The organism is Marinilactibacillus piezotolerans, assembly GCF_900169305.1.
Lineage (GTDB): Bacteria > Bacillota > Bacilli > Lactobacillales > Carnobacteriaceae_A > Marinilactibacillus > Marinilactibacillus piezotolerans_A.
The window spans coordinates 510,143-536,059 of the sequence record NZ_FWDP01000004.1 but is presented as its reverse complement, the minus strand read 5'-3'; the positions used below and the strand labels follow the sequence as shown (position 1 = coordinate 536,059).

The 25,917-nt window shown below is 46.6% G+C and carries 13 protein-coding genes and 1 pseudogene; 13 read left to right on the top strand and 1 reads right to left on the bottom strand.

Annotation, left to right across the window (positions count from 1 at the left end; genetic code table 11):
• Positions 1–33: 33 nt before the first annotated feature.
• Positions 34–807 carry a DUF1189 family protein gene (locus tag B6F02_RS06485; protein ID WP_179128535.1) on the bottom strand — a complete coding sequence of 258 codons (774 nt, stop codon included), beginning with the start codon at positions 805–807 and terminating at the stop codon, positions 34–36.
• A 249-nt stretch (positions 808–1,056) separates the two neighbouring features.
• Between B6F02_RS06485 and B6F02_RS06480 the strand changes: the two genes are divergently transcribed.
• The 13 genes and pseudogenes from B6F02_RS06480 to B6F02_RS06430 all read left to right on the top strand — a co-directional run bounded on the left by B6F02_RS06480 (position 1,057) and on the right by B6F02_RS06430 (position 25,444).
• Positions 1,057–1,665, top strand: coding sequence for a superoxide dismutase (locus B6F02_RS06480; RefSeq protein ID WP_080146548.1), 609 nt, complete (start codon positions 1,057–1,059; stop codon positions 1,663–1,665).
• Positions 1,666–1,904: 239 nt separating this feature from the next.
• The gene (locus B6F02_RS06475) at positions 1,905–4,091 is read left to right on the top strand and encodes a peptidoglycan D,D-transpeptidase FtsI family protein (RefSeq protein WP_256864661.1); all 2,187 of its coding nucleotides are present in this window, start codon (positions 1,905–1,907) and stop codon (positions 4,089–4,091) included.
• A gap of 206 nt (positions 4,092–4,297) precedes the next feature.
• Positions 4,298–5,794 (top strand): annotated as a pseudogene (locus tag B6F02_RS11155) (beta-galactosidase); the annotation flags it as partial.
• Positions 5,795–6,667: a beta-galactosidase trimerization domain-containing protein gene (locus B6F02_RS11150; RefSeq protein WP_306293719.1), complete on the top strand. Its 873-nt coding sequence runs from the start codon at positions 5,795–5,797 to the stop codon at positions 6,665–6,667. It abuts the pseudogene before it with no gap.
• A 126-nt stretch (positions 6,668–6,793) separates the two neighbouring features.
• Positions 6,794–7,741, top strand: a complete 948-nt coding sequence (locus tag B6F02_RS06465; RefSeq protein WP_080146546.1) for a LacI family DNA-binding transcriptional regulator — start codon at positions 6,794–6,796, stop codon at positions 7,739–7,741.
• A 904-nt stretch (positions 7,742–8,645) separates the two neighbouring features.
• Positions 8,646–10,523, top strand: a complete 1,878-nt coding sequence (locus B6F02_RS06460) for a glycoside hydrolase family 13 protein (protein WP_080146545.1) — start codon at positions 8,646–8,648, stop codon at positions 10,521–10,523.
• Between the two features lie 37 nt (positions 10,524–10,560).
• Positions 10,561–12,831, top strand: coding sequence for a glycoside hydrolase family 65 protein (locus B6F02_RS06455; protein ID WP_080146544.1), 2,271 nt, complete (start codon positions 10,561–10,563; stop codon positions 12,829–12,831).
• 537 nt (positions 12,832–13,368) lie between these two features.
• Positions 13,369–14,028, top strand: a complete 660-nt coding sequence (gene pgmB / locus B6F02_RS10935) for a beta-phosphoglucomutase (protein ID WP_143745231.1) — start codon at positions 13,369–13,371, stop codon at positions 14,026–14,028.
• Positions 14,029–14,055: 27 nt separating this feature from the next.
• Positions 14,056–15,681, top strand: a complete 1,626-nt coding sequence (locus tag B6F02_RS06450; protein WP_143745230.1) for a glycoside hydrolase family 13 protein — start codon at positions 14,056–14,058, stop codon at positions 15,679–15,681.
• A gap of 209 nt (positions 15,682–15,890) precedes the next feature.
• Positions 15,891–17,198, top strand: a complete 1,308-nt coding sequence (locus tag B6F02_RS06445) for a sugar ABC transporter substrate-binding protein (RefSeq protein ID WP_080146543.1) — start codon at positions 15,891–15,893, stop codon at positions 17,196–17,198.
• 160 nt (positions 17,199–17,358) lie between these two features.
• Positions 17,359–18,675, top strand: coding sequence for a sugar ABC transporter permease (locus B6F02_RS06440; protein ID WP_080146542.1), 1,317 nt, complete (start codon positions 17,359–17,361; stop codon positions 18,673–18,675).
• Complete coding sequence (locus B6F02_RS06435; protein ID WP_080146541.1) at positions 18,675–19,553, top strand: sugar ABC transporter permease; 879 nt, start codon at positions 18,675–18,677, stop codon at positions 19,551–19,553. The genes B6F02_RS06440 and B6F02_RS06435 overlap by 1 nt, the downstream gene beginning before the upstream one ends.
• A 101-nt stretch (positions 19,554–19,654) precedes the next feature.
• The gene (locus B6F02_RS06430; RefSeq protein WP_080146540.1) at positions 19,655–25,444 is read left to right on the top strand and encodes a pullulanase; all 5,790 of its coding nucleotides are present in this window, start codon (positions 19,655–19,657) and stop codon (positions 25,442–25,444) included.
• Positions 25,445–25,917 lie beyond the last annotated feature (473 nt).

The window sequence follows — 25,917 nt, the reverse complement described above, 5'->3', positions numbered from 1 at the left end:
TGTCCTGCAATTGCAGAGACAGCCTCTTTTTAATTAAGAAACTTGTTTCTTTTTCATTTCTTTGATCGTCAAGTAAAACAAAAATAATGAAAGGATGATCTTCAGTTCGAAATAATACGGCGGAACAACTCCAAACAGTGACGTGGCTTCTAGTACAAGAGTGGGTAACAAGGAAGCGAGTACCGCTAGTTTTATATTTTCCTTAAAAGAAAGACCCGATCTCAATGCTCTGGAAAACAGATTGGCGAATAATAGGATAATTAAAAGATCCATTAATTCCATTAGGCCTATTCCTATATAAGCAAATAAGAACCCAAATAAGTAAGTGAGCAATGAAGCATTGCCAGCGGTATTGAATATTTCCTTAACGGTAGACTGATCAAAGTCTTGCATTTGTTCATAATAATAGTCCATCTCTACACCGGCAACATTAAAGTACAATGTGTTTTTCAATAATCCGATCCCGATAGGAACTTGGAGTCTCTCAATATTAGAGTCAATTTCTTCTTTTTGAAATTGATCATTCGGATCAAAAAACAAAAGAAAACTGTCTGTCTGGTGAATATAAGACTCAGATTCTTCTGACGTCAATGTATCTTCTGTTACTGTGAAGGCTGGAAGTTCATTTGCGATTTCCTGTCCGTCCGATTGAATAGAGTGGATGATCGGCAAGAGGCGTAAAAGGTTGGCCAGTGTAATAACCAACACTAACAATGCCAAAACTAACGTTATCTGCCCCTTCTTTATAGTTCTTGCCTTGTAAAGTTCCTTAGGTCGCGCCAAAGCCAAGGTTAAGTAATGTTTCAAGATAATCTTCCTTTATTAAAACAACTAATTTCGGTATACAGTTCGTCCGACTTTCTTATTCTACCGTTACGGTACTTAAAAAACAACGATTGTTTGAAAATTGATTGTGCATTTGGAAAAAAGCTTATTAATCGTAAGCTGTCTGTGTCTAAAAATTGAATTTATTTCTCGATTATGCTTTGAGAAAAGGGTATTCAATGTTAGAATGAAAGAAGCAAGAGACAAAATATAACAGGAGGAATGTTTATTATGGCATACACTTTACCTGAACTACCATACGCATATGATGCGTTGACACCACACATCGATGAGGAGACGATGCGCATTCACCACGATAAGCACCATGCGGCTTATGTGACTAAAGTAAATGCGGCATTGGAAAATCATCCGGAGCTAGCTGAGTTAAGCATTGAAGAGTTAATGCAGAAATTAGATTCAGTACCTGAAGATATCAAAACAGCTGTCCAAAACAATGGCGGAGGACATGCTAACCACAGTTTATTCTGGGAAGTCTTATCGCCAAATGGCGGCGGACAACCTTCAGGATCTCTAGCTGACGCAATCAGCGAATCATTCGGCAGTTTTGAAGACTTTAAAGAAAAATTCAGCGCAACTGGTGCTGGACGTTTTGGTTCTGGCTGGGCTTGGTTAGTGGTTTCTGATGGGCAATTGGAAGTGATCGATACTTTGAACCAGGATTCCCCTTTATCTTTAGGCAAAACACCAATTCTAGGACTTGATGTCTGGGAACACGCTTATTACCTTAACTACCAAAACAAACGTCCTGATTACATTTCTGCTTTCTGGAATGTTGTAAACTGGGATGAAGTTGTGAAACGTTACGAAGCAGCTAAATAATTGATTTTATATTCTAAGCCGGACAGTTAATGTGGTCCGGCTTTTTACATATTGCTTTTTTTATAATTATTTATATTTAAAAGAAATTTCATAAAAATTTACTAATTATCGTGTAGAAATCAAGCCATCTATTTGGTAAACTTGTCTAAGTGTATTTATGAAAAGACTAGATTAGTTCAATTTGTAATAAGTTTAAATATTAAATACAGTCTTTTATAAAATTGGTGGAGGGAAATTGTTTGAAAAAACCAATCAAAAAAAATAATGACAAGAAAAAATCACATATACCTTATAGACTGAATCTGATGTTCTTTATCGTATTTGTCCTTTTTTCAGCTCTGATTCTTCGTTTGGGCTATCTGCAGATCGTTAAAGCAGATGAATTCAGAGCAGAAGTTGATCGTACGGATCAAACGACGATTACAGGAAGTGTTCCGCGAGGAGAAATTTTTGACGCAAACTTAACAAAATTAGTGGGTAATGAAGCAAGAAATACCATCACTTATACCCGAGGGAAAAGTACGTCTTCGTCAGATATGACCAATGTTGCATTAGATCTGGCAGAGTATATTTCAATGCCGCATGCCTCTCCATTCGATAATGCTTCTGATACAGACATCACTGAAAGAGATATGCAGGATTTCTTTATAGCCAGTCACATGGACGAAATCAGAGATCGATTGACTGCTGATGAAAAGAAATTGTCTGGTTCAGAGTCTTATCAAGCGATGCTGGATAAAGTAACCGAATCAGATATCTCTGAGTTTTCAGAAAAAGAAAAGATTGCCACGGCTATTTTTAAAGAAATGAATGCTTCTTATGCATTGAGTACAATCAATATCAAGAATGAGGAAGTTTCCCAAGAAGAGATCGCTCGTGTCAGTGAAAATCTTGCTTCTCTTCCCGGTATTGGAACCGGAACGGACTGGGTGCGCGTTTATCCTCAAGAGAATATGCTGAGAAGTATTTTAGGGAGTGTAACCTCTCAAGAACAAGGGATACCAAGTGAAAAATTAAGTCGATACTTGGCTATGGGATACTCCCGCAATGACCGAGTTGGAAGAAGTTATCTAGAACAAGAATATGAAACAGTCTTAAAAGGATCCGAATCTATCATTGAAACTGTTACAGATGGAAATGGTGAAGTCATTCAGCAAATCGAAAAGTTTTCTGGCAGTAAAGGCAGTAATCTGATCTTGAGTCCGGAAATTGAATATCAAGAAACAGTTGAACAAATCGCTATAGATGCCTTGGAAAAAAGACAAGGCCTCAGTGACGGCGTCTACCTGGTTGCAATGGATCCTCAGACTGGAGATATTCTAGCCATGGCCGGTAAAAGTGTTAACGAAGACGGAGAAATCGTGGATGACGCACTTGGTACCTTCTCGAAAAACTTCCAGATGGGATCTTCTGTTAAAGGAGCAACTATTTTATCGGCCTATATGGATGGTGTCTTGGATTCCAGCAACAACACTATTATAGATCAGCCTTTAAAGATAAGAGGCTCTAAAAATATTTCATCTGTATTTAACCGCAGCGGGTCTGTTCCAATTAACGACATTACTGCGTTGGAACGTTCTTCCAACGTTTATATGGCACGCTTGGCTATGCGCATGGGCGGCGTCTGGGATTATAGTGAAAATATGACCTTGCCGATTGATGCGGATGCACTGATTGAAAAACAACGAAGATATTATGCTATGTTCGGTTTAGGAACGAGTACAGGGATAGATTTGCCAAACGAATCAACAGGTCTTTTAAATCCGCCTCCTAATGCCGGTAATAATCTGTTTGAAGCTTTCGGGCAGTTTGACTTGTATACACCTTTACAACTTGCCCAGTATGTTTCCACAATTGCTAACGACGGAACTAGAATTGCGCCTAGACTGGTTTCTGAAATTAGAGGGACAGATTCGGAGACTGGCGATGTAGGAGCCTTATTAACAGATATCGAACCTAAAGTCATGAATACAGTTCCGGTAGAAGAGGAAGCAATGGAACGTGTGCAGGAAGGATTTTACCAAGCCGTTCACGGAGACCAGGGGAGTGCCCGTTCTGCATTCGCTGGAGCTCCATATGAGTCGGCAGGAAAAACCGGTACAGCACAGACGCAAAAATATAATCCGGAAACGAAAAGTCTTTTTCCTGGAGAAGTTTTAAATTTAACTTATGTTGGATATGCTCCTTATGACGATCCGGAAATTGCAATTGCAGTTGTCATTCCATATAATCCTGTTACATCTAGCGCTAGAGAAAATCTAGTTGCTGCACGAAGAATGATGGATGCTTATTTCAAAGTAGGAGAATACGAAGAGGAAACAGCTTCTGATACAGAAACTGTAGAAGAACTTCAAGAGGAACAAGACGAAGAATCTGCAAGTAATAATGAGTCTCAAGATAATGAAACGACGGAAAGTGAAGAATAATCCAAAAAAGTGTAAGAATCAATATTGATTCTTACACTTTTTTAGGTATAAAAATTAATAGGGGCTGGGAAAAAACTCCCCTTAAACAAATACATCCCACGACTATTTTTTAAAGAAAAGGTCGTGGGATGTTACTTTTATAAAGACAAAATGAGCCCCACCGATTATAATTGAAGTACCAACAGCAATTAAAGGAGGGGCTCACTTTGTATCAAAATTATACCACAATGGAAACTGCTTTAACACTACAATTAGACTTCACTATTCCCGAGGATCACGAAGCCCGTTTGATCAGTCGTTTCGTTGATTCTATTCCTGCGGAATTTCTTCTGGAAGACACCTCTCATACGGGACGTCCTGCGTTTCACCCTGCAATGTTACTTAAAATGTGCTTATTTGCCTATAGTCGTTCTACTTTTTTAGGTCGCACGATTGAACGCATGAATGACGAGTCCATTCCAATGAAATGGCTGACCGGCGACACATCCGTTACCTATAAAACAATCAATAATTTCCGTTCGAGTGAGCATGCCAAGCGCGTAATCAAATATGCTTTCGTTCTGTTCACTTCACTACTCCAAGAGAATGGCCTGCTTCAAGAGGAGGCCTTGTTTATTGAAGGCACAAAACTTCAAGCCGATGCCAATATTTACTCCTTCACTTGGAAGATGGCCATCGATCGTTTGGAGTCTGAAGAAGGGGTTTATGACTTCGAGTGGCTGGATGAAGTCATCGCGCGTATCCATTCGTTCGGCGGCCGCTTTATTCTGGCAACACCGAGCGGGGCGCGCCCGGCCTGGATGTCAAACGCACATCCGGAAGTACTTCGCGTGGATGCCAGCCGAAGGAAACAGCTGCACGGTGCCCGGCACAATCACTGCTTCTCTTCACCGTATTACCGGAAGAAGACGCAGGAAATAAATACGAAACTGGCTGAGCGCTACGGCGAGCATCCGGCACTCCTTATGTGGCACATCTCCAATGAGTTTGGCGGGGAATGTCACTGTGACTTGTGCCAGGCTAATTTCAGAAATTACTTAAAAGAAAAATACGATAACGATTTAGATCAGCTGAATGATTCCTGGTGGGGGCCTTTCTGGAGCCATACGATCACAGACTGGGAAAAGATCGAGTCCCCGTCGCCGATCGGGGAGAATGCTGTACACGGCATGAATCTGGACTGGCGCCGCTTCGTTACGCATCAGACGATCGACTTCTATAAAAATGAAATCGTTCCCTTGAGAGACCAAACGCCAGACATTCCGATAACGACGAACTTCATGTCGGATAATCCTGAATTCACCCCCTTTACCGGACTGGATTACAGCAGATTTGCTAAAGAAGTGGATGTCATCAGCTGGGACGCCTATCCTGCCTGGCATAATGACAAGGAAGACACGGCCACGCTGGCTTCCAAAGTGGGCTTTTTGAACGATCAGTTTTATGCGATGAAGGATCAGCCTTTCCTTTTGATGGAGTCGACCCCGAGCGGTGTGAACTGGCATCAGGTCAATAAGACCAAGCGTCCGGGGATGCATTACCTGTCTTCGATGCAGATGCTGGCGCATGGCTCGGACAGCGTGCTGTATTTCCAGTGGCGCAAATCCCGCGGGTCTTCTGAGAAATTCCACGGGGCGGTGGTCGATCATGACCGTTCGCCTCTAAATCGTGTCTTCAAAGAAGTCGCACGACTCGGCAAGGCGATGGAAGAGATCTCTGACAAAGTCGTCGGCTATCAGCGCAAGGCAAAAGCGGCCATCATCTATGACGTCGAAAACGACTGGGCACTGAACGATGCGCAGGGCTTTGGCTTGCAGACGAAAAAATACGGCGAGACACTCGAAAAGCACTACCAGGCCTTCTGGGACAGAAACATTGCCGTGGATGTGATTTCAAAAGAAGCAGATCTTTCTAAATATGACTTGGTCATTGCGCCGATGCTTTATATGATGTCAGTGAAGACCTCAGATAAACTGCAGACTTATGTCGAGCAGGGCGGGACTCTAGTGTCTTCTTACATCACCGGACTGGTGAATGAATCGGATCTGGCACACATGGGCGGCTGGCTTGAACCTTTAAAAGAGACCTTTGGCATGGAGCCTCTGGAAACAGATACCTACTATCCGGCAGATGAAAACAGTATCGAATATAAAGGCAGGATCTATGACATTAAAGACTATGCAACGGTCATAAAAACGACGGAGGCAAGCGAACTGGCTGTCTACCAGAGTGACTTCTATCAGGGGACACCTGCGCTGACGGTCAACGGTTACGGGAAAGGACACGCCTACTATATCGGTGCGCGTCTGGAAGAGCCGTTTTTAGCGGACTTTTACGGCGAACTGATCAGAGACCTCGGCTTGAAACCGGCGCTTGATATCACGCATGAGCGCGGTGTTTCCGTACAGGCAAGAGAAGCAGATGGGCTTAAGACCGTCTTTATAATGAACTTCACGGAAGATCTTCAGGTCATCGAACTGAATGAAGACGTGGTGGATATCCAGTCGGGTGAAGCTTTACGGGGACGACTCACCCTGCATCCTTATGACGTACGGATCGTGGAAAAAGAAGCCTGATCCCCTTGGGCTTTTATTATGAATAAAGCATGAAGGCTGTCAACAAAGCAAGTGTTACATGGTATAATCAGTGTAACGAGCAAGGAGAGATGCCCTGCGTAAAAGCAGGATGAAAGGAGAAAGCGTTTGGCTACATTAAATGATGTTGCAAAAAAAGCGAATGTTTCGAAAATGACCGTATCACGCGTGATCAATCACCCTGAACAAGTGACGGATGAGTTGAAAGAACTCGTGTACGAAGCCATGAGAGAACTGGACTATCGCCCGAATGCAGCAGCAAAAGCACTGGCGAACAATCGCACGCAGATCATCAAGCTGCTTATTTTAGAAGAGATGGATACGACGGAACCTTACTACATGTTCCTTTTGACGGGGATCGCCAACGAACTGGACAAGTATGCCTACAGCCTGCAGCTGCTGACGCATCAGAACGTTCAGATCGGGGACTCCGACGGCTTCATCGTCTGCGGCATGCGTCAGGAAGATGAAGAACTGATCAAGTCTCTGGATAAACCGACGGTACTGTTCGGCCAGAACGACATGGGGATCGACTATGTGGACAGCGACAATGAAGGAAGCATGGCAAAAGCGACGGAATATGCGATCGAAAAAGGTTATGAAAAAATCGTCTATATCGGTATCGACGTCGATGAGCCCTTCGCCCATTCCAGGGAAAAAGGCTACACGACAGCGATGAGTAATCACGGCAAAGAACCGTGTATCTACAAGCTTGAAAACCGCTCGCGCTACTCGGCGGCCTTCATCCGGGACAACTGGGACAAGTTCCCAAAGAACACGCTGTTTCTGTGCGCGTCGGACCGTCTGGGTCTTGGCGTTATTCGTGAGATCAAAGAACACGACGGCGATATCCCAGGGGACTACGGGGTCATCGGTCACGACGGTGTCTTTCTGGACCAGATCGCGTATCCAAACCTGACGACTCTGAAGCAGTCGATCACGGAAATAGGTGCCGCCTGTGCCAGAATGGTTTTGAAAAAAGTAAATGAGAACGGGAAATCGCAGGGGAATCAGCTGTTTGAAACAGAACTGAAACTCGGCGGTACGACCCGCTGATAGAATAAAACGTCCAAGCCTGAATGCTTCAGTTTTCAGGCCTGGACGTTTTTTGTTTGCCGGTCGTTATGGAGGTTCGGTCATTAGGTGGAACAGTGGGTAACGTAATAGCCGAGGCAGTGAAGGTTCGGTCGTTTCGATGAGATCTTCCGTTATAACCTACCGAAGTCTGGCCCTGTTCGGTAGGTTACAACGGTGCACGTCCTCCTAGCTACCGAACAGGCGCCTATTCGGTAGCTAAGAGTGGTCATGGTGCATCTACCTGTCGAACACCTGCATACTTCGGTATGAAGGGGAGCTGCAGAACATTCTACTTGTCGAACATCGCTCAATTCGGTAAGTAGACAAGCGATAAGATAGGCTAAAGGCTGAACGTTGTCAACTTCGGCCCGTACAGGACTTGAGAACTGTCGAATAAGCCGAACTGGGAAAAGGTTCGGCTTATTCGACTAGAACACGCTAAATGAATACACTGAATATTGGGTGGGTTCGTCGTGTTCAGAATAACATCGTGGTGGAAAAAACCGAACCGGCTTGTCTTCGGCTCGTTGGTAGAAAGAGGACCACTAAATAAGCCGAACCCCGACTGAGTTCAGCTCAACGGTAAAAAGAGAACGACCGAATAAGCCGAACCCCGAAAAGTTCGGCGTCTTGCGGTCTAAGTAAAATCTGAATAGACCGAACCCGAGGATTTCAAGCGAGACAGCAAAAGTCAAACCGGCAACCGGAGGAAACGAGCGGCGGCTCGTTTCTTCTTAATAAATAATCCTGTTACCGATAACACTGGAAATTACCTTGTATAATTCTCTCCAAGTGCTAGAATCAGGTTGAAACCGCTTTAAGCCAATTTCACTAAATCAGTAAATAATTGATCGAGAAAACTTAATAGAAGAAGGGGTATTTTATGGATACAGCAGCAATTTATCACCGTTCCGAAAGTGAATATGCGTATTTGTATGAACGCGGACACTATCACATCCGTATTCGCACAAAGGCGAAAGACGTCGACAGCGTCGAATTGATCAGTGGGGATCCGTATTCGCTGGACGAAGAGAAATGGTATACGAACGGCAAAGAAATGAAAAAAGTCGCCACAACGAACATGCATGACTACTGGATGATCGATACACACGAACCGACCAAGCGCATGGCTTACGGCTTCCGCGTCATCGGCAAAGACGGGATCGAGATTTTTTATTCAGACCAGGGCGTTTATCCGTTTGAAGACACCTTTCTTGAACAGATGAACTTCTATTTCCGCGTGCCTTACATCCATGAGATCGATGCCTTCCGAGCGCCAAAGTGGGCCAGCGAGACGATCTGGTATCAGATCTTCCCGGAACGTTTCAGGAACGGCGACGAGAGCAATAACCCGGAAGGGACACTTCCCTGGGGCAGCAAGGAGCACCCGTCGCGGGACGATTTCTACGGCGGCGATCTGCAGGGCGTCTTAGACGGCCTGGATTACCTTGAAGACTTAGGCATCAACGGCATCTACTTCACGCCTGTCTTTGAAGCACACTCCAATCATAAGTACGACACCATCGATTACAAAGAGATCGATCCGGACTTCGGCGACAAGGCACTCTTCAAAAAGGTCGTTGAGGAAGCGCACAAGCGCGGCATGCGTGTCATGATCGATGCGGTCTTCAATCATGTCGGTATCCAGTCGGCTCAGTGGCAGGATGTTTTAAAGAATCAGGAAAACTCAAAATACAAAGACTGGTTTTACATTAATTCTTTCCCTGTCGAAGACGTGAGCGGCCTGAGCACAGAAGAACTGGAAAACGTGGGACGCGTCAACTACGACACCTTTGCCTTTACCGGACACATGCCGAAACTGAATACGGCCAACCCGGAAGTCCAGGATTATCTTTTAGATATCGCGACCTACTGGATCAAGGAATTCGACATCGATGCCTGGCGTCTGGATGTGGCGAATGAAGTGGATCACTACTTCTGGAAACGATTCTTCAAGGATACGACAGCGATCAAAGAAGACCTCTACATCCTCGGCGAGATCTGGCATTCATCGCAGAACTGGCTGAACGGCGACGAATTCCATGCCGTCATGAACTATGCCTTTACCGACAATATCGAGAACTACTTCTTCAAGAAGATCCTGTCTCCGTCGCGACTGGTCTCAAGCCTTAACACACAGCTGATGCTTTACCGCAAGCAGACGACTGAGGTCATGTTCAATCTGCTGGACTCACACGATACACCGCGTATCCTGACGAAAGCAGGCGGTAACAAGAACCTCGTGAAGTCGGCGATGGCCTTCCTTTACTCGCAGCCGGGAGCACCGTGTATGTACTACGGCACGGAAGTCGGTCTTGACGGCGACATGGACCCGGACTGCCGCAAATGCATGATCTGGGATGAGAACAAGCAGGATCACGATATGCTGCGCTTCTCCAAAGATCTGATCCGCTTCCGCAAAAAGTATCAGCCGATCCTGAGCTACGGTGATACTGAATGGCATGACATTAGAGACGACGAGCAGTTCCTCGGCTTCAAACGCAAGCTGGGCAACCAGGAGCTTTACTTCTTCTTTAACCAGGATGAAGAAGAAGCCTTCCTTCCGCTGCTTCCTCATGGGGCGCACAAAGTGTTCGGCTTTAACGAAGAATCCTACGAAGAAGATGAGATCCTGCATCAGAACGGTTTTTCCGTCTTTTATTATGTTGATAATGAAGAAGAGAAGAAACAGCGTCTGATGAAAAAACGCAAGCGCGCGAAGAAACGCAAGGTCTTGCTTGAAGCGATCAGAAGCAACTAAATACGAAACAGAAAACTGAGATTGGGATGTGTATAGAATGAAGAGAATAGCGAAAATCGACCCGTGGAAGGTCATCACCACGGATGTAAAGAAAGACAAGCGCGTGCAGGAAAGTCTGACGGCTATTGGTAACGGTTATATGGGCCTGCGCGGAAACTTTGAAGAAGGGTATTCCGGTGACACACACATCGGGACATACCTTGCAGGGGTCTGGTATCCGGACAAGACGCGTGTCGGCTGGTGGAAGATCGGCTATCCGGAGTATTTCGGCAAAGTGATCAACGCCACGAATTTTATCCCCGTAACGATCAAAGTTAACGGTCATCAGATCGACCTGGCTAAAGACGATGTCAAAGAGTACCGTCTGGAGCTTGACATGAAAGCGGGCGTTTTGAACCGTTCATACGTCTGGTCAAACGGCGACACCGAGATCGCCTTTACCTTTACTCGCTTTGTGAGTGTGGCAACGAAAGAACTGGCTGTCATCCATATCGAAGCGAACGTTCTGAAAGGCAGTCCTGAAATCGAAATGATGCCGCATCTGGACGGAGACGTTGAAAACGAAGACAGCAACTATGATGAAAAATTCTGGATCGAACGCGACCGCGGCTTGGAGCCTTATCCTTATCTGACGACGAAAACGATCGAAAATAATTTCGGCACGGACCGCTTTACGGTAACGACGATGATGAGCAGCGACGTTTCTGGCCTTGCTAAAGAAGACAGCAGCGAGTCGGACATGCTGGTCGCTGAAAACTATAAAGGCACCGTTTCAGAAGGTGAAACAGTCAGCCTGACTAAGCTGGTCTCTGTCATAACGAGCCGAGATATCGAAGAAGCCGATCAGGTCAAAGCGGCAGAAGCTATTTTAGCTGAAGCAAATGAGACTTCATTTGCTGAACTGAAAACGGCGCATGTGAGCGAATGGGAAAACCGCTGGAACAATGCCGACGTCGTAATCGAAGGCGACGAAGCCAGCCAGCAGGGTGTCCGCTTCAATATTTTCCAGCTCTTTTCAACCTATTACGGCGAAGATCCGCGTTTGAATGTCGGACCGAAAGGCTTCACTGGAGAGAAATACGGCGGTGCGACTTACTGGGATACCGAATCCTGCATCCTGCCGATGTATCTGTCGATCACTGACGAAGAAGTGTCCAAGCAGCTTTTAGTCTACCGTCATAACCAGCTGGAAGAAGCGCATGTCAATGCATCCAAGCAGGGACTGGAAGGCGCACTGTATCCAATGGTGACCTTCACCGGGATCGAGTGCCATAATGAATGGGAAATCACGTTTGAAGAGATCCACCGTAACGGCGCGATTGCTCATGCGATCTTCAACTACTCGACTTATTTCGGAGACGAATCCTATCTCTTGGACAAGGGGATCGAAGTCCTGACTGGTATTTCCCGCTTCTGGGCCGACCGCGTGCATTACTCAAAACGTAATGAAAAATACATGATCCACGGCGTAACGGGTCCGAACGAGTATGAAAACAACATCAACAACAACTGGTACACCAACACGATGGCCGCCTGGACCCTGCGCTATACTTTGGAATCTCTTGAAAAAGTATCTGACGAGAAAAAAGCGAGCTTAAATATTGGATTCGAAGAACTAGACAAATGGAAAGACATCGTAGAAAATATGTACTTCCCTAAAGACGACGAGCTGGATGTCTTCGTTCAGCACGATACCTTCCTGGACAAAGATCTGCTTCCGGTGGATTCGCTGAAACCGGAAGAGCGTCCGATCAACCAGAACTGGTCATGGGACAAGATCCTGCGTTCACCGTTCATCAAGCAGGCGGATGTCCTGCAGGGGCTGTACTTCCTGAACCACGAATACAGTCTGGACGAAAAAGAACGCAACTTCGACTTCTATGAGCCGATGACTGTTCACGAGTCTTCGCTTTCGCCATTGGTCCACTCGATCCTGGCTTCAGAATTAGGCAAGAAGGAAAAGGCGTTTGAAATGTATGAGCGTACAGCGCGCCTGGACCTGGACAACTACAACAATGATACGGAAGACGGCCTGCACATCACATCGATGAGCGGCGGCTGGCTATCCATTGTTCACGGCTTTGCCGGCATGCGCACCTTGACGGGTGAACTGTCCTTTGAACCGTACTGCCCTGAAAAGTGGGACGGCTACGAATTCAAGCTGAAGTACCGCGGCCGACTCATCAAAGTCATCGTGGACAAGGAAAACGTTGAATTTGCACTGCAGGAAGGCGATGCTTTAGACTTCAACCTTTACGGGGAATCAGTGACGCTTACAGACAGCGTCAAGCAAGCCATCCGAAAATAAAAGAGGGCGAGATCATCCGCGGATGATCTCTTCATTCTTGAAGTGCTTTGGTTTGGTGTACGCTCGACAAGTAACGGAGCGTGAGTGAGTAGTTTAGGGAACAGAATGTCTTGCTCATAATGTACCTGCTCGTTGAGTGAACAGTTTATGGTGCGAAATGTCGCACTCGTGAATTACCGGGATGCTGAGTGAACAGTTTTAGGAACGAAATGTCTCACTCGTGAATTACCGGGATGCCGAGTGAGCATTATCGGAAGTGAAATGTCGCACTCATGAAGTTCTGACTCCATGAGTGAACAATTTTTGAGAGCATATGTATTACTCGTGGAGTGCCAAAGCGACGAGTGAACAGTTTCCTTGCTATAATGTCGCACTCATGAGCTGTCGATGAACTGAGTGAGCACTTACCCGACCCAAATCCGCCCAAGAAGCGCTAAAAATTTGAACCACTCTAAAGCAATGATAAAATAAGGAAGAGAGAGATGACCATCTCTCTTTTTTCATTATGAAGCGAGCACACATTCTAAGGAGGACATTATGATTAAAGGATTGATATTTGATTTAGACGGCGTCATCACGGATACAGCGGAGTATCATTACTTGGCTTGGAAGAGTCTGGCTGAAAAGCTGGATATCGAAATCGACAGAGAATTCAACGAACAGCTGAAAGGCATCAGCCGAATGGAATCACTGGACCTCATCCTGAAGCACAGCAATAAAGAGAAGGACTACACGGAAGAAGAAAAAGTAGAACTGGCTACTCAGAAAAATGATGAGTACAAAGAATACATCAAGCAGATCACACCGAAGGATCTCCTTCCAGGTATCGATCAGCTCCTTAAAGACGCTAAAGCTAAAGGACTGGGCATGGCGTTGGCTTCTGCAAGTAAAAACGGCCCGGAGATCATGAAGCGTCTTGAGATCGAAGACCTGTTTGACGGTATCGTTGACCCGGCGTCTCTTCATGCGGGCAAACCGGATCCTGAGATATTCGTCAAGGGAGCAGAGATACTTGGTCTCGATACGTCTGAGTGTGTCGGACTGGAAGATGCGGAAGCAGGTGTTGAAGCGATCAATGCGGCTAATATGTTTTCTGTCGGTGTCGGATCAGAAGCAGCGATGCACAAAGCGGACTATATCGTTAAAGACACGAATGAACTGACGTTAGAAAAAATCCTGGAAGAAGCAGGGAAATAAATCAGTAACCAGCGAGAGGAGTATGCTATGAAGTGGTGGCAGAACGCGGTCATCTATCAGATTTATCCGCGCAGTTTCAATGACAGCAACGGTGACGGCATCGGAGATATCCTAGGGATCATCAGCCGTCTGGATTATTTAGAAGAGCTCGGGATCGACGCCATTTGGCTGAGCCCGGTGTACGCGTCCCCGAATGACGACAACGGCTATGATATCAGCGATTACCAGGCCATTCATCCGGATTTCGGTACGATGGCCGATATGGACCGGCTGATCACAGAAGCAAAAAGCCGCGATATTCGTATCGTTATGGATCTTGTCGTCAATCACACCAGTGACGAGCACCAGTGGTTCGTTGAAGCGAAGAAAAGTAAAGATAACGCGTACCGCGACTATTATGTCTGGCGCGACCCGGTAAAAGGCGGTCCGCCGAACGATTTGGCCTCGGCCTTCAGTGGTTCGGCCTGGGAATACGATGAAAAGACAAAACAGTACTATCTTCACCTGTTCAGTAAAAAACAGCCCGATTTGAACTGGGAAAATGAAGCGGTCCGCCAGGCCGTTTACGACATGATGAATTTCTGGCTGGATAAAGGCATCGGCGGTTTCCGTATGGACGTGATCGACCTGATCGGGAAGATTCCTGATGAAGGGATCACCGGGAACGGGCCCAAGCTGCACGAGTATCTCAAGGAAATGCATCAGGAAACGCTCAAAGGCAGAGACGTCATGACAGTCGGTGAAACCTGGGGGGCCACGCCTGAAACAGCGAAACTTTATTCTGATCCGGAGCGCGAAGAGCTGTCAATGGTTTTCCAGTTTGAGCACATGCAGCTGGATGAACAGCCGGGCGGGATGAAATGGGATCTCAAAGAACTGGATCTGACCGAACTGAAAAAAGTCCTGTCAAAATGGCAGGTCGAACTGAAAGACCGCGGCTGGAACAGTCTTTTCTGGAACAACCATGACCTGCCGCGGATCGTTTCCCGTTTCGGCAATGACACGACCTACCGAGTCGAAAGTGCCAAACTGTTCGCGATCCTGCTCCACCTGATGAAAGGTACCCCTTATATTTATCAAGGCGAAGAAATCGGGATGACGAACCGAAAAATTGAATCCATTGATGAAGTGGATGATATCGAAAGCATCAATATGTACAATGAGCGACTGAAAAATGGCCACTCGAAAGACGAACTGATTCATGCGATCAATACAAAAGGACGAGACAACGCACGGACACCGATGCAGTGGAGCGGTGAAGACCAGGCCGGCTTTACGACAGGTACGCCCTGGCTGCCTGTCCAGTCCAACTATAAAGATATTAACGTCGAAGCGGCGCTCTCAAATAAGGATTCTATTTTTTATATGTATAAAAAACTGATCCAGCTGCGTAAGGATGATCCGCTTATCGTCTGGGGCGATTATGAACTGCTTTTACCTGGACATTCGTCCATCTTCGCTTATAAGCGCAGTTATCAAGGGCGAACATGGCTCGTGGCAGCGAACATGAGTGAACAGGAAGAAAGATTAGAACTCGATGAGGACGAAAAAACAGCCAAAGTGATCGCTTCCAATTACGAAAAAGAAGAAATCGACTTAGAAAGGGCTATACTTCAACCTTTTGAAGCGTTCACTGTCGAATTGTCAAAATAGTTAAAATATAAACAAAATCAGAAGTCTAATCCTGATACCGGTAACATTGAAGAAACAATTGAAACCGTTATTAAAACCTATTATAGTTAGAATGTAATCACTTACAACATCTTTTCTAAACGAACGGGAATTTAGAAAGCCTTTTCCTGCTGTTTGAAAAGCTGAGATAAGGAACAAGCAACAAATATAAAAAAATAGGAGGCAACAAAATGTTAGATAAGAAATTATGGTACAAAGGAATGTTACTGCTTTCAACTGCTGGATTACTTGCAGCATGTGGAACAGGAGACAACACAGATTCAGAAGATACTTCAGGAGATACGACTGAAGAAGCAACAACAGAAGAGGGAACGTCAGAAGAAACAGCTGAAAACGCTCCTGAAAAACCTGAATCGCTACATATTTGGGTTAACGATGAAGAAGCGCAATTAAATGCTTACGATGAAATCACTGCGAACTTTACAGAAGAATACGGTATCGACGTAGAAATCACACCCTACAACATGCTTGAACAAACGGAAGGTATGAGCTTGGATGCACCAAGTGGACAAGGTCCAGACCTGTTCTTCCAGCCGCATGACCGTATGGGTGATATCCACCTGCAAGGTTTAGCTGCAGAACTTAACCTGACAGATGATCAAATGGAACGCTTAGGCGAGTACAACGAAGAAGCTGTCAATGCATTCAGCTACGACGGCGCACAGTACGGTATTCCAGCTGTTGTTGAAACTTACGGCCTGTTCATCAATACAGACCTAGTTTCTGAAGCACCTGAAACGATGGAAGACCTGACAGAAACGGCAGCTGAACTGACTGAAGGTGAACAATACGGCTTCATGATGAATGCCGCAGACTTGTACTTCACTTACCCGTTCATCACTGCTGACGGCGGCTACATCTTTGCACAGAACGAAGACGGTTCTTATGACACATCAGACATCGGCTTGAACACACCTGAAGCTGTTTCTGCTGTAGAAAGAATCCAAGGCTGGTTCGAAGATGGACTTATGCCTCAAGGTACTGACCTTGAAGTAGCTAACAGCTTATTCCAGGACGGTCAAGTCGGCATGATCATCAACGGCCCTTGGGCAATTCCAGACTATCAGGAAGCTCTTGGAGACAGCTTGATGGCTGCAGAACTGCCAACGCAGGACGGCGAACCATTGAACTCATTCTCAGGAAACAAAGGCTGGTTAGTCAACTACTACACTGAAAATGAATACTGGGCAACTGAGCTAGCCTTGTTCATGACAAATGCAGAAAGTTCAGAAACTTACTATGAAGTAGCCGGTGAACTGCCTGCACATACTGCTGTTGAAATCGAAGATGAATTGATGGCACCGATCTTTGCACAGACTCAAAATGCACATCCAATGCCAAACATTCCAGAAATGTCTCAAGTTTGGGAACCAATTAATGACGCATTAACATTCGTCCAACAAGGTGACGATGTACAGGAAGTATTAGACGAAGCAGTTGAAATAATCGAATCAGAAATTTCAATAATGGGTCAATAAACAGAGTAACAGCGTAACGTCATGCTAATTTGAAAGAGGAGATTGAGCAGTTATAGACTCAGTCTCTTTCTTCCTATTAGTTGTTTATGTATATAGAGCTGTATACGACAACTCTGCAGACATAAGTGACTGCTATTGGGCTAGTAGAAGGAGAGAAATTATGGCTACTGACGAAAACAAAAACAACCCATCCCAGACACGGGTCGCTAATCCGGATCACAGCCCCCAAAAGGCTATGCTTCTGTCGATCATTCCGGGAATGGGACAAATTTACAATAAAAGAAAATGGAAAGGTCTGGTACTGTTCGTTCTGTTTGCAGCTTTTGCAATCGTTATGTTCGGCTTTGTTGCCGACGGCCTGCAAGGTCTTGTGACCTTAGGGAATGAAGCGCGAGTGGATGATTCGCGAGTCTTCCTGATCGAAGGAATACTGGCACTGATCTTTACTGTGATTTATGCGGCTTTATACTGGACGAATATCCAGGATGCGAAAGTTGAGGCACAGAAAATCAGAGATGGATGGAAACCCGGCGGTGTGATGGAGAATTTCCGTAACTCATGGGACACCTCTTTCCCGTATGTCCTTATTGGACCTGGATTTTTACTTCTGATTTTTGTAGTGATCCTGCCACTGCTCTTTATGGGATTCTTAGCTTTCACAAACTACAATCTCTATAATGCACCACCGCGGAACTTGCTGCAGTGGGTCGGATTTGAAAACTTTATCCGTTTAGTGACATTGTCAGAATGGCGTGACACGTTTATCAGTGTTCTATCATGGACGCTGACCTGGACCTTCGTCGCAACAACATTACAGATTGCTCTTGCGATGTTCCTTGCTATCTTGACGAATGACAAACGTGTCAAATTCAAAAAACTGATTCGTACTGTCCTGATTTTACCTTGGGCTGTACCAGGCTTTGTTACAATTATCATTTTCTCTGCATTATTCAACGATAATTTCGGTGCAATCAATAATGATATTATACAACCGTTATTCAATATAACGATACCATGGATGACAAATGTCATGTGGAGTCGTATTGCAATCATCATGATTCAAGTCTGGCTCGGCTTCCCTTATGTCTACGCCCTGTTTTCAGGCGTTCTTCAAGGGATCTCCTCTGACTGGTATGAAGCAGCCGAGATGGATGGTGCCTCACGCTGGCAGAAATTTACAAACATTACGTTCCCGCATTTGATGTTTGCGACTGGGCCACTGCTCTTGACGCAATACACATTCAACTTCAATAACTTCAATATTATTTACTTATTCAATGAAGGTGGTCCTGCCATCCGTGGACAAAATGCCGGCGGAACCGACATACTTATTTCATGGGTATATAACTTGACCTTTACCAACTCGCAGTTCAGTATGGCTGCTGCCATTTCATTGATTTTGGGAATCATCGTTGCGACTTTTGCATTCTTCCAATTCAGACGTTCACGTTCATTCAAAGAGGAGGGGAACATGTAATGAAAAACAAATCCAACAATGGAAGCAAACAAAAGCTTAGTCGTAAAAATAAAAGCCGCTTCGAAGTTGCTCTCATCTACTTGATATTAGCCGTAATGTTCATCATCATTGCGTATCCGCTCTACTGGGCGTTCGCGATGTCGATGAACACCACAAGCAACCTTTATACAGCTTCACTTTCTCCGGAAAACTGGTCGCTGGAAAATTTCAGATGGCTGTTTACTAGTCCAAGAAGTGACTACTTGCTCTGGTACCGAAACACATTGTTCGTTTCCACTGTCGTAACAGTTGTAACGACTCTAGCAGTCAGCTTTATCGCCTATGCTTTCTCACGCTACCGTTTCCGAGGACGTAAAAACGGCTTGTATGCCTTCCTGCTCCTGCAGATGTTCCCGGTACTCATGGCGATGGTGGCCCTTTACATCCTGCTTAACACCATTGGATTATTGGATAACTTATGGGGACTGATACTGATCTACGTCGGTGGAGGTATTCCGATGAACGCGTTCCTGGTCAAAGGATACTTTGATACTTTACCAAAATCACTCGACGAATCGGCCAAAATGGACGGCGCGGGGCACTTCAGGATCTTTTTCCAGATCCTTCTGCCGCTGGCTAAACCGATCTTATCCGTGGTTGCCTTGTTCAACTTCATGACACCATTCATGGACTTTATCCTGCCGCGTATCGTCTTAAGAACTCCGGAGAACTTTACTGTAGCGCTTGGATTATATAACTTCGTTAATGCACAGTTCTCAAACAACTTCAGTCGCTTTGCTGCTGGTGCAGTTCTTATTGCAATCCCTATCGCAACAGTTTACCTGATGCTTCAGAAGTACCTTATTTCTGGTCTGGCTTCCGGTGCGACGAAAGGTTAAATCATCTTTAAAATTAAATACTCTCCTTACATCAACTGTGGGGAGAGTTATTTTTTGTAAACAATGATAGCGTTAACAATTACTTTGAAGGGGAGAAGCACATGAATAGAAATTCAAGAACTTTCTTTTCCGCGTTTTTTGCAGTCGTTTTACTCTTTCAGACGTTTGCCGGCATTTTTCCGTTTGTCTCACAAGTTCAGGCGGAAGAGAAACGAACGGTGCGCATCCATCTGGAAACCGAGTCGATCGACAATGCGCTGTCACTCTGGTTGTGGGGAGACGTCCTGCAGTCCTCAGATGACAGCGGTCAAGGCTGGCCGAACGGGTCACTGTTCAGTGAAGAACAGGCGACCGATTTCGGCTATTATCAGGACATCGAAATAACAGACGATGCTGAAGAAATCGGATTTATTCCTGTCTTCGGAGATGAATCGAAATACATCGAAGAAGATGTCACCTTGAGTATCCATTCGGAAGTCGAAGATGTGTGGGTAAGAGAAGACGGCTCGGTCTACTACTATGAACCCATCGATTTTGAGACACCGACGCTGCGCGTTCATTACGAAAACGATGCAGTCAACTATGACGATCTCGGCGTCTGGTTCTGGGGCGATGCACCGAACCAGCCGAACGACTGGCCGACTGAAGCCGTCCCTTTTGCAGCTGATCAGACCGGGAAGCACGGGGCTTACGTTGATATCCCAGTCAACGAAGACGCAGGGAGCTTTGGCTTTCTGATCGTTGACAGGACACAGGATGATGTGAAACTGACGGGGGATCTGTCTTTTGACGCCTTCGACACACAGAATCAGGTCTTTGTCACCGATGAAAAACCTGATCAGGCTTTTACGAATCCTTTTTATCTCTCTGAAACAACAGAAGAAGAGACTCCTGAAGAATCAGAAGGCACAGCTGACATCACTTTAGAAGCTGCTGTCGACCGCTCATTCGACTACAATGAACACGGACTTCTTGATGTCACGATAACGAACAACTCAGATCTGGCTATCGACCGTATCGAGGCGGATGCCTCAGCGATCGGCGGTCCAAGCGACCTGGCTATCTCGCCTGAACTCAACCGAGTCACTTTGTCAGCTGACCATACCGTTCAGCCGGGGACCTATACGATCCCTGTCAGTGTCTGGGACGAGAACAACGGACGCTACAGCACACAAGCAGACGTGACGATCGAAGCCAGAAACAAGGCTGAAGGCGAGCGCGACTGGGATGAAGAGATTATTTACTTCATGCTTACTGACCGCTTTGCAGACGGCGACAAATTGAACAATGATCCGTACGGTCTGGATTACGCAAACGCAGATAATTCGCGCGGGGCATACCAGGGCGGGGACTTCAAAGGAGTCACCGAAAATCTGGACTATCTGGACGACTTAGGCGTATCAACGATCTGGGTAACACCGATCGTCGAAAACGTTGCACATGACGTCAATACGGATGTCCCAGAAGGCGCTTATTATGCCTACCACGGCTACTGGGCGCAGGATTTTGAAGAGTTGAATCCGCACCTGGGTACCCTTGACGAGTTTCATACCCTGATCGATGAAGCGGCAGCCCGCGGCATCGACATCATGGTCGACGTGGTCCTGAACCATGCAGGCTACGGTATGCATCCGACCGACAGCACGGAGAATGCGCCCGAAGGCTATCCGACAAATGAAGACCGTCAAGTCTTTGACGGCATGCTGAGAGAAACATCTGGTGCCGGGGACCTGAAAATGGAACTGTCCGGTCTGCCTGACTTTGAAACAGAGCGTCAGGATGTCCGCGAACAGCTGGTCCAGTGGCAGTCTTCCTGGGTCGAAAAATCAACAACGGCACAGGGCAATGCTATTTCAAGCTACCGCGTTGATACCGTCAAGCACGTCGACGATACGACCTGGCAGCACTTTAAAAATGAATTAGTCGAAAAAGACCCGTCCTTCAAGCTGATCGGGGAATCCTGGGGGGCGAACTACATCAGCGACCACGGCTACCTTGAGACAGGCATGATGGACAGTCTGCTTGACTTTGGCTTCAAGAATGTGGCAGCTGCTTTCGCCGGAGGGAATCTGGAAACAGCCAACGATACGCTGATCGAGCGTAACGCCAGTCTTTCAAGCAATGCAACCCTGGGACAGTTTTTAGGCAGTCACGACGAAGACGGCTTCCTGTATTCTCAAGGCAACGATGAAGGGAAACTGAAACTAGCCGCATCCCTGCAGATGACAGCTAAAGGTCAGCCCGTCATTTACTACGGGGAAGAACTGGGTCAAAGTGGCGCCAACAACTGGCCGGAATATGACAACCGCTATAATCTTGGCTGGGACCAAGTCGAAAACAACGGGGTTCTGGACCACTATCAGAAGCTGCTATCATTCAGAATCGATAACAGTGAACTGCTGGCACGCGGGGACCGTGAAACCTTCTTGGGCTCAAATGATGACGAATGGCTGATGGTGGAACGTTCACTTGAAGATGAGTCTGTCTACATGGCCTTCAATGTCTCGGAAGAACCGCAGACCATCACAGTGGAAACGACTACAGCTGAAGCTCAGCTGACCGATCATTATTCACTTGAAACCATGCAGGCAATGGAAGAGGACGGGACTTACAGCCTGACCTTTACGATCCCAGCCCTTTCAGACGGCGGGACTGCATTATTGACTGTCGAAAACGGGGAACTGCTTTCTGAAGAAGTCAGTGCGCCGGACGAAGACGGACAGACTGAAGAAACTGAAATCGAGGACGGCTTTTTTCGTCTCCATTTTGAAAGCCTTCCGTCAACTGATCCGGAAACTCTGGGTCTTTGGATTTGGGAAGATGTAGCGGCTCCTTCTGAAAACTGGCCGACTGGTGCCTTGTCTTTTGGGGACGCTATTGAAACAGACTACGGCTACTACCTGGACATCGAACTGGCAGAAAATCCAGAGCTGATCGGCTTTTTGATCAACGACACAGTAGGGGCCAACCTGACAGGGGAGATGAGCGTCCGTCTCCTGACTCCAAATATGAATGAAGCCTGGGTGGATGCGGACTACGCGATCTATCCCTACGAACCTCTGGCTGACGACATTCTGCGTGTCAACTATAGCCGTCAAGAAGCAGATTACGACGGCTGGGCTCTTTGGACGTGGGAAGATGTCCTGGAACCGACAAGCGACTGGCCGACTGGCGCGCATGATCTCGCTACACTCGGCGACAACGGCGCTTATTTCGATGTGCCGCTGACTGAAGATGCTGGTTCTGTCGGCTTCCTGTTTCTGAACAAAGAATCAGGTGAACAGTCCGGGGATTACATGTTTACAGAAGCAGCCGAACACACACAAGTCTTTATTAGAGAAGGTGACGAAACGATTTATACGAATCCATACTATGCCAGCCAGGCCGGCATGGACAGAGCCGAACTGATTTCTGAAACAGAAACCCTCGTCTTCTTCCATACGGTCGAAGGGCTAACAGAAGAGACAATCAGAGAAAAACTGGCACTGACAGATGGCAATAATGAAGCAGTGACGATCGATGCGATCAGTATCGATGCAGAAAAAAATGCAGTCACTTTGACCGGTGATTTTTCAGTAGCGAACGCTCCTTATACCGTCAGCTTTGACGAGAAATCAGTCGACGCACTGATGGGCTGGCGACTGAAAGATGCCCTGTATGCCTATGACGGCGAGTTGGGACTTGATTTGAGAGAAGACGGAACAGCTACACTCAAAGTCTGGTCGCCAAGTGCGGATGACGTCCGTGTCGTCCTTTATGACAAAGACGATCAAGATACTGTCGTTAGTGACGATATCCGAATGACTGCAAAAGATTCCGGTGTCTGGGAAGTTGAACTTAATGCCGACACGACGGGGATCGACGATCTCACAGGCTATTACTACCACTTTGCGATCGAGCGCGACGGCGAGACCGTGCTGGCACTAGACCCTTATGCCCGTTCGATGGCCGCCTGGAACAGCAGTGATCCGGACAGCACGATCGGCAAAGCGGCGATTGTGAATCCGAGCCAACTTGGACCGGAACTTGATTACGCCAATATCAACGGTTATGAAAAACGCGAAGATGCGATCATTTATGAGATCCATGTCAGAGACTTTACGTCTGACCCCGAGATCGCTGATGAACTAAACAGTCAGTTCGGTACGTTCAGCGCCTTTGTGGAGAAACTGGACTACATCGAAAGTCTGGGCGTGACCCATGTCCAGCTGCTGCCAGTGATGAGCTACTTCTTCGCCAATGAATTTGAAAACGGCGAAAGACTGCTGGACTATGCCTCAACAGACACGAACTATAACTGGGGCTATGACCCGCAGAGCTACTTCTCCCTGACAGGGATGTATTCGGAAAATCCGGAAGATCCTGAAAAACGCATTGAAGAATTCAAGAATTTGATCGCTGAGATCCACGAGCGCGATATGGGTGTCATCCTAGACGTGGTTTACAACCATACGGCACGCACAAGTATTTTCGAGGATCTTGAACCGAATTACTACCACTTCATGGATGCAGACGGCACGTCACGCGAAAGCTTTGGCGGCGGACGTCTGGGAACGACCCATGCGATGTCCCGCCGGATCCTCGTCGATTCGATCACATACTGGGTGGAGGAATTCAAAGTCGATGGCTTCCGCTTCGACATGATGGGCGACCATGACGCAGAAAGTATCCAGATGGCTTACGATGAAGCGAAAGCATTGAATCCGAACATCCTGATGATCGGTGAAGGCTGGCGCACGTTTGCCGGTGACGAAGGTTACGAAGATGTTATGCCGGCTGACCAGGATTGGATGCAGCACACGGACGGCGTCGCTTCCTTCTCAGACGACATGCGAAACGAACTGAAATCCGGCTTCGGCAGTGAAGGCGAACCGCGCTTCCTGACAGGTGGAGCCCGTTCAGTCCAGCGTATCTTTGATAACCTGACCGCAAATCCTGAGAACTTCACAGCTGATGATCCGGGCGACGTTGTTCCTTATATTGCCGCTCATGACAATCTGACGCTGCATGACGTGATCGCTCAGTCGATCCAGAAAGACCCGGCTCTGCATGAAGAAGAGATCCACGAACGTATCCGTTTAGGCAACCTGATGGTCCTGACGGCACAAGGCACACCGTTCATTCATGCCGGTCAGGAATACGGCCGCACCAAGCAGTTCCGTGATCCCGACTTCATTGAACCCGTGTCTGAAGACCAGGTTCCTTACAAGTCGACCTTCATCACTGATTCTGACGGCGAACCGTTCGAGTATCCGTACTTCATTCATGATTCCTACGACTCAACGGATATCATCAACCGCTTTGACTGGAACAAGGTCACGGATGAAGACGCTTATCCGGTCCACACACAAACGAAAGACTATACCGCCGGACTGATCGCACTGCGTCGCAGCACGGATGCCTTCAGTAAAGGAACGATGGAAGAGATCGCTGAAATGGTGACCTTAGTCGACGTACCTGAAGTGGCAGACAATGATCTGGTCATCGTCTACCGCGCCGAAGATTCAAACGGCGACAGCTACCTGGTCATGGTCAATGCGGACGACGAAGAACGTACGCTGACCCTGGACACAGACTTGACTGACGGGTATATCCTGGTTGACGGCAAAGAAGCCGGCACACGTCCGGTCAGCGATCCGGAGGGTGTCGAAATTTCTGAAAATACAGTCACACTGGATGCTTTGACTGCTTCCGTCGTCTTGTTTACAGAAAGAGACATGACTGAAGAACCTGAACATCCTAGTGATTCAGCACCTGGAAAACAGGACGGTCACCCACGTGACTCAGCACCTGGCCAGCAAGACGGTCACCCGAGAGATCACGCACCGGGAAGACAGAACAAACCACAGAAAGATAACCCGAGCTGCAAAGCGCCGGGTCAAAACAAGTAACGAGATGTGAATCATGTGAATGAGGAAAGCTCTGGCTGAACCCAGAGCTTTTTTCTGTTTAAGGGGCTTTTAAGAAGGGAAATAGTCGTCTTTGGACGACTATTGACAACATTGAAAAGAAAGATCCGCCAAATTTCAAGTTCGGCTGTCTTTTTAGAGGCTTAGATTTTTGAATAGCCGTAACTCGATCAGGAATCTTGAAGCGAGTTCGGGTTATAACGCTCTATAGCCTTAACTCAAGGGCAGAATGGTCAGCGAGTTCCTGTAATAGAGGCTGATAACCGGAACTCAAGGCGAGCATCCGACGCGAGTCCTGGATATAGAGGTGAATAGCCGGAACTGAGAGCGAGCATCCGACACGAGTTCCTGTAATAGAGGCGAATAGCCGGAACTCAGTAGCGAAATTACTGTTGAATAGATCGCTTTCGGACTATAAGATAAGTTTAGGTTTAAATAAACAGAAAATTTCAAAA